We start from the raw sequence: 13,007 nt of genomic DNA on the forward strand, positions 1-13,007 counted from the left end.
CTGCTTATTCGGGTGCCGCGAGTCTAATGGACGTGTAGCGAATTGTCCCGTCACGCAGTATGCCGATAGTGATTTCGTCACCGGCACTGTGCTTTTCCAGGGCATTGAGCAGATCGTCGTAGCTGCGAATCGGCTGCTGTTCTATTTCTACAATCACATCGCCCAATTCCCAGCCTCCACCCCGGGTGCGGTGGATACCGCGCAAGCCGGCTTTCTCTGCGGGAAGCCCGGGAGCGGTACGCAATACAGCCACCCCCTCAAAGCCGTAGCGGCTACTCCACTGGTCCGGGGCGGATTCGATACCAATAATCGGGCGCACCAGGCGGCCATGATTGATCAGTTCCGGCACAATTTTTTTGACCGTATCCACTGGAATTGCAAAGCCAATACCGACACTGGCGCCACTAGGGCTGTAAATTGCGGTATTGACTCCGATTAAACGCGCCTGGGAATCCAGCAACGGGCCGCCGGAGTTACCTGGATTAATAGCCGCATCTGTTTGGATAACATTGCGAATGGTGCGGTTGTTGGCGGCTTCAATTTCCCGCCCTAGGGCGCTGACCACCCCGGTGGTGAGAGTGGTATCCAGGCCGAACGGGTTGCCGATAGCCAGTACTTTACGGCCTACCGCGAGATTGCTGGAGGTGCCCACAACCAGCGGTTTTAGCAACTCCCTGGGAGCGTTAATTTTCAGAACTGCCAGATCTTTTTCCGGCGCAGATCCCACCAGTTCGGCCGGCCACTCGCTGCGATCCTGCAAAGTAATAGTGATTTGCCGCGCACCTTCAATAACGTGAAAATTGGTGACAATATGGCCCTGAGTGTCCCAGATAAATCCGCTGCCGGCGCCTTTGGGCACTGAGTGGAGGCGCAGGGTCCTGCGATCCCGCACCAGGGTTTCATTGGTGACATAGACCACTGACGGACTGGCAAAATTGAACACCTGCATGGTGTTGCGCTCGTCGTCGGTGGCAAAGGTTTCCGCCTGTGCAGATATTGCCGGGGTAAGTAGTAAAAAGACTGAGATGAAGCTGGCGCGTAGAGTTTTAAGTAGAGTCATTAATACAATCCTCCCTTTGAACTGCCGGATTGGAAGAGACATCTGTAATTGTCGCCTTCCTTTTTGTTTGTTGCTGTTTTGAAAGTGTATCTTATTTGCAATCGTTATGCGGTGTTGGCTGTTTATTGGGGGCTGCGGGCGAGATTTAAAGTGGAGGTAGTTTAGTCGTACAACATCAGCGGCCCGGCAACCACTGTTTGCTAGATCGCTCCGGTGTGAATAAGGCAATTAAAAAATACAAGATTGTGTACTGATGTTCTTTTCTTGTAATAGCGGTTATTTGATAGTCCTCGAGGCTTTGTCCTGTTTTTAGTGTGTTAAGCCTAAGTCGAGGTGATTCTCAACTGAGGCCATAGTCTTTATCGAGTTATTCACTTGTGTTGATGATCGCTTCACCGTTGAGGGCACATCGATTACACCAGGACTAGTTATCCTGAGAGCTAGCTTTGCTAATTGAGGAAGTCTCATTGATGCAGAATTGCATTGGTCGGGTTAGCTCTGATATCCAGAACCACTGGGTGAATACAAGCCCAATTTCTGTTTCTGAGAATATGATGTAAAGCCCCGAAATCGAAAGCTACTCCGGGACTTTGTGTAAGGAGTAGCCAGTTTGGAATTGCTGTATAGGAGACACTCTTGTCTAGTCTCGATATATTTAACTCCGTTTTTGATTATGGTGTGGTTGTCAGTCGAGGGTTTTGCGAGTCTTCCTGACGTTTTCCTGACTCGAGTGACGTCAACATCTTTTTTAAGAGCTGCATAGTTACTTCATCTCCGGGTCTTACTTCCAAAGCCTTTTCCAAGTATGCCCTTGCAATTTCTTGATTTAAAGGTTCAATTAGTTTGGCACTAAGTTTATATGCTGTAAAACTAATCCCTCGAGATACCTGTGCCCACTGCTCTATCACTGCCATTGCATTTTCAAGGTTACCCTGATCAATATGAATTGAAATCAGTTCCTTCCAGATTGAGTGGTTACGTAGCTTTGGCTCAATAAAGGGCTCCAGTATCTCTCTGGCCTTTTCAAACTGTCTTAATCCGCGCAACGCTTGCGCTTTAATAGCTGCGGTATTTGCATCTGTTTTAACGACACTTAATGCTTTATCAGCCTCTTCGTAATTTCCGGTTTTATTCAGGTATCGAGCAAACTGTAGTGCAAAGTCGGGGAACTCTTTATACATTGAACGATACTTGGAAAAGAGAGCTTCTTTGGCGGACATTGGTGTTGATGGTGTACGAAGTTGTTCTAATACGCTCTCTCTTGATAAATCTCCTACAGGTTGACAATACTTATCAATAAGCCTGGAAACCTGAATTCGTACCAATTCATCTCGCACGTGTACTTGATCATCCATCCAGGCGATACTACGATCTGTCAATAATATCGATTCATAGCTGGGATAATAGAAAACATTAGAATTTGAGTACACCAGTGCTTCAGCAGCAGCTCTCAATACGGACTTTGAATACGAATTTGAAATAGAGATATCTTGATTTCTGTATGTAAGCGACATCGGGACGGGTGAAATTGTGATCAGTATATTCTGCTGAACTTTCGCATTGGCTTTCAACAGCTGTATGGTTTTGTCGAGATGATCATAGACTTCATTATAATTTAATACATGAAGCTCAAATCTTCCGGGCCACAATTCTATAACTTTTTGCAGTGGTACTGTGTTTAGATATAAGTTGGTTTTTTTGTCGAACCAGACTTCCGACAACCCTAGGGTAATAATAATTGTCTCGGCTTTTTGGACCGATTTATAAAATCTAGTAATGGCCTCTCTTCTTGTCTTTACTGTCTCTAGTGAGGCGGGGCGTATAGAGGATAATACATTTAGGTCGCAATATTTTCCTTCGTTCACCTCAACAATGCACTCTTCTGGCATCCCGCTATTTTCATCCAGTGCCCATTTGAATTCATTGTAGATGGATGCAACTCCAAAGTTAGTGATTGAATCTAGTTTGGGGTCTTCAAATTCTGGCAATTCAAATATCTCACTCGATGGAATGTGAAAGCCAAGTTCAATCAGTTTGGTTTCGACATTTCGGGCGAAGCAGGAACCAACCGAAAAAACACATGATCCAGGTCGAAATTGAAAGCCAGCCATAAAGTCAGGTCTTGCGATAGGTTCATACCTGTTGTCCGCTGAACGATTAGGCCAGTGTCCGGCACGATTATTTTTCTTAATATTGACAGCCTCTTTATCAGATAAGATTTGTATAGGCATGATCGACTCCGAATTGATTTCAGCTTATGAGTTAAAGTTCGCTAATGTTTTTGGCGGGCTGCTAGAATAAGGCCAAAAAATTACCGTAAATATTGGGAGAGGGGTTCCTGAGGTCTTTGTTATTTAGTCCATACTAGACTGTTTTCAATAAGTAATCGCTATATCTATGAGAAAACCTCATGTTTGGCGTCCTTATCCACTTGGTGGGTAAGTTTATTTATAAATTGTTAATTCAGGATGGGTTTTTCCTGAAGTTATAAATTTAAAAGCAATGTCCCATCGGTATGGCTAGTAAAGTATGGATATGTAAATGACGGGTTATTATTTTGTAATAGGCATTTGGGGTCGTTTGGATTGTGTGAGGTGCAGCGTCCGAGTCGCTGAGGGGATCTGCTAATCCTCTGGTGCTATAAATAGATTGGGTGCTGTTTCTCTCTTGATGATTTATGTGAATTGACGTATTGCATTATTAATTTAATTGTTGAGGGCTCCGTTTTGATTTTCCCCAAGTGGCTACTTTCGTTTTATTGCTACAGGGCGCCTGTTGGCTCTTGGGTCTAAAGTGGTGGTTGATTAAAGAGTATCATTTCTATTTTTCTTACAAAAAAAATTATACTAATCAATGCATTTTCTCCCTGGGTTCTCTATTGGATTTGTGGGTTGAAAATTTTTCTATGAAGCCCCTGAATCAGGAGCTTTAGCGGCGTTGTAATGCTTTTTTAGAAGTCTAGGGTTGTTCGGTTGCCTCGCCACGGGCCTGGTGATTAAAAAACAGTACCAGGTTCTGGACCGTTGTTACCTTGCCAAAATAGGGGTTGCTTTGATAGTCCTCAAGGGTTCGCCCGGTTCTTTGTGCGATCTCCTCAATCAGCAACCACCCGCATAGCGGGTGGTATGGTGAAAGCCCCCAGAGGGGGCTTGTTACAATCCCGCCAATTGCATCTGCTCTTGCCGGCGTTCTTCAACCTCTTGATTCTTGATGTACTCTCGAATCATCTGCTCATCAAGCCCTACTGTACTCACGCAGTAGCCCCGAGCCCAAAAATGTCTTCCTGTGAAATTTCTCTGTACATGCTTGTACTTCCGAAATATCCGGATCGCAGATTTCCCTTTCAGAAACCCAACCGTAATGGAAACACTTATCCTGGGAGGAATCATTAACAACATATGAATGTGATCCCTCATTGCGTACCCCTCGACCAACTCAATGCCTTTTTGACGACACAAGTCTCGGAATATTGCTCCAATCTCACGTCTCAATGCCCCAACTAACGCTTTCTTTCGATACTTGGGCACAAATACCACATGGTACCTGCAATAATGTTTCACGTGAGCTTGGCACTGCCAATCTCGCATATGGCCTCCTTAAAGAACTTGCCGGTTCATGGAGGCCATATTTTTACTCTGCACGCCGGAACGGCAGAGCCTTGTCAAGTCTCACCGCCAGAGGCGGTGGTTTACCCATGTATTAATTAAGTCCAGATAGAGATCATCTTCATCCAGTTTTAGGGTCTTAAAGAAATCATCTGATGTTTGAATTGGAACCAGTTGTTTGGTGGGAAGTGCCGCTTGTAGTTGCTCATACACCGCTCAAATAATCCATGTGTCTACAATTTTGCGATCAAACTCCCGGGAAAATTCACAAATGGATAAACCTTTGCGTTTGTCACATAGTCGTTGGAAATGCCTGTCAATTTTGCGCTGTTCGACAGTGCCCCAAATTATGGCCAATAATGCTAAGCCAGCTAAAGATAAAAAGAACATTGGCTGGTAAATAAGGGGAGCTAACATTGCTGCGAGAAAAACAAACAACGTAGCTTTACTTGCCTTTTCAGTTTTGTATTTAGGCATAAATCTTGATGCTTTTCTCATGTTTTTATTATTGCTCCAGTTTTGGTAGTTGTAGCTTTTGTTCCAATTGAACAAAGGTCTTTTCTGTGTAGGGGCCAAAAACAAACTCGGAAGAATCTGCAAATTTGTGGTCTTTAAGTCGATCTATGTAATAGTAAGCGCAGGCACCCTCAGGGCAAGCGTAGACTGAGACGAACATCTCGTTTGCACTGATATGATGTGGTTCATCGATACGGCGTATATAGGCATCGTCCCCCAAATTAAAACCAAGGGCTTTTTCGCCATCTATCCAATAAATCTCGTAAGGGCCGTCACTCCATGAGGGAGAACACCCAATTAAAAATATGGCGATGAGTAGTGGGATATACTTCATGGCACCTCTTTTCATGGTTGCTTTAATTTACGTCTGTTCACACAGAAAGTGACCCTTTTAAGTTACAACTCTGTGAGAAAATGAACGTACAGCTGTGATTATCTACCAAATTAGATACTAATTACGAAAATTTTGCAGGGCGAGAATACGATCATCCAGTGGTGGGTGCGTGGCCATAAGTGCTCCCATACTGCCGAATATACCGAAGGCTTTCATATTGCCGGGTAGGGGTTCCTCGTGGCCGCGATCGGACTCCACCTTGAGCCGTTGCAGCGCGGCAATCATGGATTGGGGGCTGGCCAGTGTGGCGCCGGCATGGTCGGCCCGATATTCACGGCGGCGACTGAACCAGGCGACAATCATCATGGCGAAGAAGCCGAATATGATATCCATAACAATGGATGTGACAAAATAGCCGATGCCCAATCCCTCTTCGTTGCGCAAGATGACCCGGTCTACGAAGAATCCAACCAAGCGGGCAAGGAACATCACAAAGGTATTTACCACGCCCTGTATCAGTGCCAGCGTCACCATATCGCCATTGGCCACGTGACCAATCTCATGGCCAATAACGGCGCGGGCTTCCTCTCGGCTGAAGCGCTGCAACAGACCTGCACTGACAGAAACCAGGGCGCTGTTGCGATTCCAGCCGGTGGCGAAGGCATTTGCCTGGGGCATTGGAAATATCCCCACATCCGGCATACCGATGCCCGCTTTGCGAGAGAGTTCCCGTACGGTTTCTACCAGCCACTGTTCATCGGCGCTGCGGGGCTGCTCGATAATTTGTGTGCGGGTACTGACCCGTGCGATGGTTTTCGATAAGAGCAGGGAAATAAAAGATCCGCCAAAACCAAAAATCGCGCACATCAGCAACAAGGCGCCGAGGTTGAGATCGACACCGTTTGCCTGAAGAATTCCCCCAATTCCAAAAATATTGAAAATAATGCCAACCAATACAAGGACAGCAAGGTTGGTCAGCAGGAATAGCCCAATGCGCAACATCGGATCTCTCCTTTGAGTGAGTGTCTTTACGGAATTATTCCGCGGCTCCACCGGTAAGTTTAGATAGGGTTGGCGCAACTTGCCTTACTGTAGATCGGCACAGCTTGGCTTGCTGTGCCGAGTCCGTCGAGTGCGTGTGTCTGCGACTCTTTCCGGGGTGTTTGAGGGGAATTGCTAGTCAGAGTTTTGGGTGGCAAGGAGGCGGTCGACCTCGCTGGTAAGGTGTTGTTTCAGCTCCGGCTCCAGGTCGTTCCAGTGCACGTCCATCAGCGCGCCCTGAAGAGCGTAGAGCATTACTTTGGAGGCGTTAATCCCCCGATTGCGAATGCTGATAAAGGCCTCGACAGGCCCAACCCTGCGCAGATCATCGTGGGAACGAATGCCAATAGAGTGGAGAATATTGACCGAGGCCAGGCCCAGGTTTTTTAGTTTTAATAGTTCTGATTGACTCGGGTGCATTCGGTTTTCCCTACCAGTTTGAGCGTCCGTTGTCGCAGCCAACCCCTCGACTGCGGCTTTGAACTTAACATAAATTAACAGGTGGCTAACAAACATTACCGCCAGATTATTGTGCGGCGCGCCTGCTTTTGGTGCCCCTGCTTTGGTGCCATAGTTAAGGGCGACTGTCTGCGCTCTGTTAAAGTAGGCATAGCCTGTTGAATAATTTAGCCTGCCCTTTGGAGTTCGCCTAATAATGAGATGCAAATGTTATCGACACCGCTGAAGCGTATGTTATTTGGACTCGGCGATGAGCATGTCATTGTCGACCCAGCTTCTGACCAGCTTTTACATCCCGAAGCACTGATCGCCTTCCAGCGCTTGAGTCGGGATGCCCGTGAAGAGGGGTTTGCCCCTAAAATCGTTTCCGGTTTTCGCGCCTTTGATCGACAACTGTTGATTTGGAATGCCAAAGCACAAGGTCACCGCCCGGTTCTTGATAGTCACGGTACTCCCCTGGATGTTGAACAGTTAAGCGAGCGGGAGCTGATCTTCGCCATCCTGCGCTGGTCCGCATTGCCGGGAGCATCCCGTCACCACTGGGGTACCGATTTCGATATTATCGATGCGGCGGCGGTCCCCGCTGACTATGCAGTCCAGCTCACCCCCCAGGAGGTGGCGGACGACGGAGTTTTCGGTGCCTTCCACCGCTGGTTGGATAACCAAATCAGCACGGGTAATAGCTATGGGCTGTTCCGGCCCTATGCAGAGGATCGCGGCGGAGTCGCACCGGAACGCTGGCACCTGAGCTATGCCCCCAGGGCCCGAGAGCTTCAGGAACTTCTCAGCGTGGAGCGCCTGTCCGAGTTGCTGCAGGAGTCAGAACTATCCCTGGGCACTGCGGTTTGCGAGCACCTTCAGGACATCTATACGCGCTATATCTGGGTTCCGGATCACTGCTATCCCCCATTTAATGGGCAACTATAGCGGCCTGTTGAGATAGGTTGGTTACAGTTCATTACCACCTCAATGGGGGGTGGCAAGAAAGCTACTTTGCGATGGAGGCTTCCTCTTGAAAGGGGCTAGTGATCCTGCCAAGCTGCGCCGCAGTGAATGCCCTGGGGAATATAAGGGAGATGAATTATGGGTGAGGAAGCGGCCGTTCAAGGGCAGCGGGATATCTGGCAGGCGATGCGGGCTGAAGCCTCAGAGGCGGCTGCTGGCGAACCTATCCTGGCAAGTTATTTCCACAATACCATTTTGCGCCACAAGTCTCTGGGTGATGCTATGGCGGATCACCTGGCTTCGGTGTTGGAGCACAATGCCCTCACGGCAACCGCACTTCAGGAAGTGATTGCCACGGCTCTGGCTAATGATCCGAGTATTTCCCGCTGTATGGGCGAGGATATTTGCGCTTGGTATGACCGGGACCCGGCTTGCGACCAGTACCTGACGCCTTTCCTGTATTTTAAGGGTTTTCACGCCCTGCAATCCCACCGGATAGCGCACTGGTTGTGGAATCAAGGCCGCCATACCTTGGCGCTCTATTTCCAGAGCCAGGTATCGGAACAGTTCTCGGTGGATATCCACCCAGCAGCGCGATTTGGCTGCGGGATTATGATCGATCACGCCACTGGATTGGTGGTGGGGGAGACCTGTGTGGTTGAGGACAGTGTCTCGATTCTCCACTCGGTGACATTGGGCGGCAGTGGCAGCGGCAGCGGCGATCGCCATCCGAAAATTGGCCCCGGAGTGATGATTGGCGCCGGTGCTAAAGTACTGGGTCCGGTTAAGGTGGGAGAGGACGTCAAAATTGCCGCCGGTAGCTTGGTCTTGCACGATGTGCCCGCTCATACAACCGTCGCCGGTGTTCCCGCCCGCCAGGTAGGAGGGCGTGTTGAAGGGGCCCCGGCTTATACCATGGACCAGACTCTGGATTCGGAAGAGTAACTCAGGGAAATATTATTGATGTCGCAATCCACCTACAGCTTGGTTTTTCGCGGTGATTTGGTGGCGGGTTTTACCGCTGGTGATGTAAAAGCCAGTATGGTGCGCCTGTTTAAAAGTAATCCCCAGGCGATAGAGAAACTATTCAGTGGGCGCCCGCTGGTACTGAAAAAAGGCTTGTCTCTGCCCCAAGCACAGCAGTTTCAGGCAAACCTGGCCAAAATAGGCGCACAGGTCAGCATTAAGGATGAAAGCGGAACAGCTGTTACTGAGCAGAGCAAGCCCAAGGAGGAAGCTGCGGCCAAACCGCAGTGGACCTTGGCACCCATGGAGGGAAACCTCGTAAAGGAGCATGAACGCAAGTCGGTGGAACCGGTCAGCGTTGAGGTAGAGCATCTCAGTTTGCGTGCAGCGGAAGGCCAGCTTCTGGATGAGAGTGAGCGCAAGGGGGAGGAGCCGTCTCCTGTCCCTGTTCCCAATTGGGAAGTTAACTGACAGGGTCTCTCCTAACAGGCAATAAAAAAACCGGCACTAGGCCGGTTTTTTTATTGCTCAGAGTCTTCTGAAAGAAGTGAGGCTTAGCCTTCTTCTTTCAGGTAGCGCTCGCGGGAAGCCATAACTTCTTTGCGTGCAGCTTCGGCGTCAGCCCAGCCTTCTACTTTAACCCACTTGCCCGCTTCCAGGGCTTTGTAGTTTTCGAAGTAGTGCTCGATCTGCTTGATCAGCAGCTCGGGCAGGTCGCTGATTTCTTCAACGTGATCGTACAGCTTGGTCAGCTTGGTGTGCGGTACGGCCAGCAGTTTGGCATCAACACCGGATTCGTCGGTCATGTTCAGAACGCCAACAACACGAGAGCGGATTACAGAACCAACCATTACCGGGTAAGGCGCTACAACCAGCACGTCCAGGGGGTCACCGTCTTCAGACAGAGTCTGGGGCACGTAGCCGTAGTTTGCTGGGTAGAACATCGGAGTGGCAACGAAGCGATCCACAAATACTGCGTCAGAGTCCTTGTCCACTTCGTATTTGATCGGGTCGTGGTTGGCAGGGATCTCGATGATTACGTTGATATCGTTGGGCAGTTCTTTACCTGCCGGGATCTTTTCGAAGCTCATTGCTGGTCCTGAATGAATAGATAACTGAAAATCTGGAGCGCGGATTATATATGCTGAGGGGCTCGGCTGAAAGTCACGCCTGCGCCGGGTTTATGGCGTCGAAGCTCGTCTGGCGGGTCTATCCTGTAACTCGGAGATAACAACAACGGGGCAGGACCAGTCATGGTAAAGGCACGGGAGGTAAAAACCGCTCAGGAGGCCCGCGCAATTGTCGAAGAACGAGGCCTCAGTCATGTCAAAGTGGGCTTATTTGATACCGATGGTGTAATGCGTGGCAAATATATGAGCCGCGCCAAATTCCTCTCATCCCTGGAAAAGGGCTTCTCGTTTTGCGATGTGGTCCTGGGCTGGGATGTTAAGGATCAGCTCTACGACAACACTCGTTATACCGGTTGGCATACCGGATATCCAGACGCCCCGGTACGCATACTCCCCGATAGCTGCCGTGATGTGCCTTTTGAAGGCGATATGTTGTTGTTTCTCGCGGAGTTTGATGGTCGAGCCCAGGCGCTGTGCCCCCGCGCAGTTCTGCGCAGGGTGATTGAACGCTGTCGCTCATTGGGGTTTGATCCCTGTGCCGCCCTGGAGTACGAATTTTTCCTGTTTGACGAAACGCCCGATTCAGTGCGGAACAAGGGTTTCCGCAATTTAAAGCCTTTTACCCCCGATGTGTTTGGCTATTCCATACTGCGAAATTCCGTACACGGAGAGCTGTATCGGGAAATCCTGGAGCTGAGCGAGCGCATGGATTTCCCCTTGGAGGGCTTACACACGGAAACAGGCCCGGGAGTTTTAGAGGCGGCTATTGCAGTGGATGGTGCTGAGGCCGCTGGAGACAAAGCTGCCCTGTTTAAAACCTTTATAAAAGTGTTGGCACAGCGGATGGGTTTGATGGCTACTTTTATGTCCCGCTGGTCCAGTGAGTACCCGGGGCAAAGCGGGCATATTCATTTGTCACTACGCAATAGTGGCAGCGGTGATTCCGCCTTTCTCGAGTCGAGCCAGCCAGATGGTATCAGCCAGATAATGCGTCAGTTCATAGCTGGGCAGCAAAGGCTGATGCCGCAATTCCTTGCCCTGATGGCACCGACCGTTAACAGTTATCGCCGCCTGGTACCAGGTTTTTGGGCGCCGACGGGAGCCAATTGGGGGGTGGAAAACCGCACAACGGCACTGCGTGCTATCCCCGGCGGCGACACTTCCCAGCGCGTCGAATACCGCTTGGGGGCCGCCGATGCCAACCCCTATTTAGCACTGGCAGCAGCTTTGGGCTCGGGTCTTTACGGTGTTATGCAGCAGTGGCAGCCCAGTGAGCCTGTTGCCGGTAATGCTTACTCGCTGGAGTTGGAAAACGAACAAGTGCTGCCGGGCACACTGTGGGAATCCACGCAGCAATTTAAGGCGTCAGAAGCGGCACAGGAATTATTTGGCAGCGACTTTGTTGAACACTTTTCTGCCAGTCGCGAGTGGGAGGAGCGGGAATATCGCCGCCATGTGAGTGACTGGGAGTTGGAGCGGTACTTCGAAATTATTTAATTGGGAGTATCGACGCCGATGAAGACTACAAAAATCATGCACCATCTTCAGTGTATTTCCCCTATTGATAACAGTGTTTATGTAGAGCGCGCTCTGGCCGGAGAGGTGGAAATCCGTGTAGTGCTGGATCGGGCCAGTAAAGCACAAAAAGCATGGAGGAGAACTCCCCTCAATGAGCGCATCGCCATTGTCGAGCGGGCTGTGGAAATATTTGCCGTTAAAAAAGAGCGTTTGGGGCGGGAGCTGTGTTGGATGATGGGGCGTCCAATCCGTTATGCAGGAGGAGAAATTAACGGGTTTATGGATCGTGCGCAGACCATGGCACAGCTTGCTACTGAAGCCCTCGCTGACATTCAGTTACCTGAGAAGCCGGGTTTTACCCGGTTTATCCGCCGCGAGCCATTAGGGGTCTCCCTGGTAATTGCCCCGTGGAATTACCCTTACCTGACGGCGGTTAATGCAGTGGTGCCGGCACTGCTATCGGGTAATGCAGTTATTTTAAAACACTCGGCACAGACGCCGCTGTGTGCTGAGCGAATGGTGGAGATTTTTCGCGAGGCGGGATTGCCCTACGGTGTTTTTCAGTTTCTTCATTTAAATCATGCTTATACCCAGCGATTAGCCTGTGCGGGGGAAATCCAGCATGTTGCTTTCACCGGCTCGGTTGGCGCTGGAGCGAATCTAGAACGCACAGTTGCCGGTCGATTTATTCAAGTGGGACTTGAACTGGGGGGGAAAGATCCAGCCTATGTTCGCGCCGACGCCGATATTAACCAAGCTGTGGCTGCGGTAGTCGACGGCGCCTATTTTAATTCCGGGCAGTCCTGTTGCGGTATTGAGCGGGCCTATGTGCATGAAGATATTTTTTCTGAGTTTATTTCCCAAACGGTCGACTTACTACGTGACTATCGACTGGGGCGCCCGGATCAAGTGGAAACCACTTTGGGGCCTTTGGTGCGTGCGGAAGCTGCAGACCGGGCTCGCGCACAGGTGGATGAAGCGATAGCGGAGGGCGCGAAGGTCCACTTGGATGTGAATGAATTCCCAATGGACAAGCGGGGTACCCAATATATGGCACCGCAACTGTTAACCCGGGTGCGACACCACATGCGAGTGATGCGCGAGGAGACTTTTGGGCCGGTGCTGGGGGTGCAGAAAGTGCATGATGATGGCGAAGCTCTAGAATTTATGAATAACAGCCCATTTGGTCTTACTGCGGCTATTTTTACCCGCGATGAAGATGTTGCAATGGAGATGGGAGGGTATTTAGAGGCCGGCACTGTTTTTTTAAATCGTTGTGATTACCTGGATCCGGAATTGGCCTGGACGGGTGTTAAGCAATCTGGTCGTGGATGTACGCTTTCTAAAATTGGATTTGAGAATTTAACCCGCCCCAAGTCATTTCATTTTAAACATGATGGTTAGCGGGAACGATTGCCGGATGCAGAAAGTGA

At 49.7% G+C, this 13,007-nt stretch carries 13 protein-coding genes; 5 read left to right on the forward strand and 8 right to left on the reverse strand.

Going from position 1 to position 13,007, the window contains the following annotated elements; translation table 11 throughout:
• Positions 1-4: 4 nt before the first annotated feature.
• The 7 genes from ACJJIL_RS03330 to ACJJIL_RS03360 all read right to left on the reverse strand — a co-directional run bounded on the left by ACJJIL_RS03330 (position 5) and on the right by ACJJIL_RS03360 (position 6,976).
• Positions 5-1,060 carry a S1C family serine protease gene (locus tag ACJJIL_RS03330; protein WP_445355762.1) on the reverse strand — a complete coding sequence of 352 codons (1,056 nt, stop codon included), beginning with the start codon at positions 1,058-1,060 and terminating at the stop codon, positions 5-7.
• 671 nt (positions 1,061-1,731) lie between these two features.
• Positions 1,732-3,291, reverse strand: coding sequence for a GSCFA domain-containing protein (locus ACJJIL_RS03335; RefSeq protein ID WP_445355763.1), 1,560 nt, complete (start codon positions 3,289-3,291; stop codon positions 1,732-1,734).
• A 921-nt stretch (positions 3,292-4,212) separates the two neighbouring features.
• Positions 4,213-4,647, reverse strand: a complete 435-nt coding sequence (gene tnpA, locus ACJJIL_RS03340) for an IS200/IS605 family transposase (protein WP_445361201.1) — start codon at positions 4,645-4,647, stop codon at positions 4,213-4,215.
• A gap of 234 nt (positions 4,648-4,881) precedes the next feature.
• Entirely contained in the window at positions 4,882-5,163 is a 282-nt protein-coding gene (locus ACJJIL_RS03345; RefSeq protein ID WP_445361202.1) for a hypothetical protein, read from the reverse strand.
• 7 nt (positions 5,164-5,170) lie between these two features.
• Positions 5,171-5,515 carry a hypothetical protein gene (locus ACJJIL_RS03350; RefSeq protein WP_444911435.1) on the reverse strand — a complete coding sequence of 115 codons (345 nt, stop codon included), beginning with the start codon at positions 5,513-5,515 and terminating at the stop codon, positions 5,171-5,173.
• A 117-nt stretch (positions 5,516-5,632) separates the two neighbouring features.
• The gene (htpX, locus tag ACJJIL_RS03355; protein WP_282931439.1) at positions 5,633-6,517 is read right to left on the reverse strand and encodes a protease HtpX; all 885 of its coding nucleotides are present in this window, start codon (positions 6,515-6,517) and stop codon (positions 5,633-5,635) included.
• Positions 6,518-6,691: 174 nt separating this feature from the next.
• Entirely contained in the window at positions 6,692-6,976 is a 285-nt protein-coding gene (locus tag ACJJIL_RS03360) for a TfoX/Sxy family protein (RefSeq protein WP_108735343.1), read from the reverse strand.
• Between the two features lie 246 nt (positions 6,977-7,222).
• Here ACJJIL_RS03360 and ACJJIL_RS03365 point away from each other — a divergent pair, with 246 nt between their 5' ends.
• The 3 genes from ACJJIL_RS03365 (at position 7,223) to ACJJIL_RS03375 (ending at position 9,397) form a co-directional block, all read left to right on the forward strand.
• Positions 7,223-7,942 (forward strand): M15 family metallopeptidase, encoded by a 720-nt coding sequence (locus ACJJIL_RS03365; RefSeq protein ID WP_445361203.1) that lies wholly within the window; start codon positions 7,223-7,225, stop codon positions 7,940-7,942.
• A 156-nt stretch (positions 7,943-8,098) separates the two neighbouring features.
• Positions 8,099-8,905 carry a serine O-acetyltransferase gene (gene cysE / locus ACJJIL_RS03370; protein ID WP_445361204.1) on the forward strand — a complete coding sequence of 269 codons (807 nt, stop codon included), beginning with the start codon at positions 8,099-8,101 and terminating at the stop codon, positions 8,903-8,905.
• An 18-nt stretch (positions 8,906-8,923) separates the two neighbouring features.
• Positions 8,924-9,397 (forward strand): hypothetical protein, encoded by a 474-nt coding sequence (locus tag ACJJIL_RS03375; RefSeq protein ID WP_413663166.1) that lies wholly within the window; start codon positions 8,924-8,926, stop codon positions 9,395-9,397.
• A gap of 83 nt (positions 9,398-9,480) precedes the next feature.
• Here the strand turns inward: ACJJIL_RS03375 and ppa are convergent, their stop codons facing one another.
• Complete coding sequence (gene ppa / locus ACJJIL_RS03380) at positions 9,481-10,017, reverse strand: inorganic diphosphatase (protein WP_282931443.1); 537 nt, start codon at positions 10,015-10,017, stop codon at positions 9,481-9,483.
• A gap of 162 nt (positions 10,018-10,179) precedes the next feature.
• On the opposite strand from ppa, the gene ACJJIL_RS03385 reads away from it, so the two are divergent.
• Entirely contained in the window at positions 10,180-11,553 is a 1,374-nt protein-coding gene (locus ACJJIL_RS03385) for a glutamine synthetase family protein (RefSeq protein WP_445361205.1), read from the forward strand.
• Positions 11,554-11,571: 18 nt separating this feature from the next.
• Positions 11,572-12,978, forward strand: coding sequence for an aldehyde dehydrogenase family protein (locus ACJJIL_RS03390; protein ID WP_444911432.1), 1,407 nt, complete (start codon positions 11,572-11,574; stop codon positions 12,976-12,978).
• Positions 12,979-13,007: the final 29 nt, after the last annotated feature.

Source organism: Microbulbifer maximicatervae (SeqCode), from assembly GCF_052468095.1.

Excerpts from the sequence above, each read along its gene's own strand:
- ACJJIL_RS03390 (WP_444911432.1), top strand. The coding sequence starts at position 11,572 with ATGAAGACTACAAAAATCATGCACCATCTTCAGTGTATTTCCCCTATT.
- ACJJIL_RS03375 (WP_413663166.1), top strand. The coding sequence starts at position 8,924 with ATGTCGCAATCCACCTACAGCTTGGTTTTTCGCGGTGATTTGGTGGCG.
- ACJJIL_RS03350 (WP_444911435.1), bottom strand. The coding sequence starts at position 5,515 with ATGAAGTATATCCCACTACTCATCGCCATATTTTTAATTGGGTGTTCT.
- ACJJIL_RS03385 (WP_445361205.1), top strand. The coding sequence starts at position 10,180 with ATGGTAAAGGCACGGGAGGTAAAAACCGCTCAGGAGGCCCGCGCAATT.
- ppa (WP_282931443.1), bottom strand. The coding sequence starts at position 10,017 with ATGAGCTTCGAAAAGATCCCGGCAGGTAAAGAACTGCCCAACGATATC.
- htpX (WP_282931439.1), bottom strand. The coding sequence starts at position 6,517 with ATGTTGCGCATTGGGCTATTCCTGCTGACCAACCTTGCTGTCCTTGTA.
- ACJJIL_RS03345 (WP_445361202.1), bottom strand. The coding sequence starts at position 5,163 with ATGAGAAAAGCATCAAGATTTATGCCTAAATACAAAACTGAAAAGGCA.
- ACJJIL_RS03330 (WP_445355762.1), bottom strand. The coding sequence starts at position 1,060 with ATGACTCTACTTAAAACTCTACGCGCCAGCTTCATCTCAGTCTTTTTA.
- cysE (WP_445361204.1), top strand. The coding sequence starts at position 8,099 with ATGGGTGAGGAAGCGGCCGTTCAAGGGCAGCGGGATATCTGGCAGGCG.
- ACJJIL_RS03360 (WP_108735343.1), bottom strand. The coding sequence starts at position 6,976 with ATGCACCCGAGTCAATCAGAACTATTAAAACTAAAAAACCTGGGCCTG.
- tnpA (WP_445361201.1), bottom strand. The coding sequence starts at position 4,647 with ATGCGAGATTGGCAGTGCCAAGCTCACGTGAAACATTATTGCAGGTAC.
- ACJJIL_RS03365 (WP_445361203.1), top strand. The coding sequence starts at position 7,223 with ATGTTATCGACACCGCTGAAGCGTATGTTATTTGGACTCGGCGATGAG.
- ACJJIL_RS03335 (WP_445355763.1), bottom strand. The coding sequence starts at position 3,291 with ATGCCTATACAAATCTTATCTGATAAAGAGGCTGTCAATATTAAGAAA.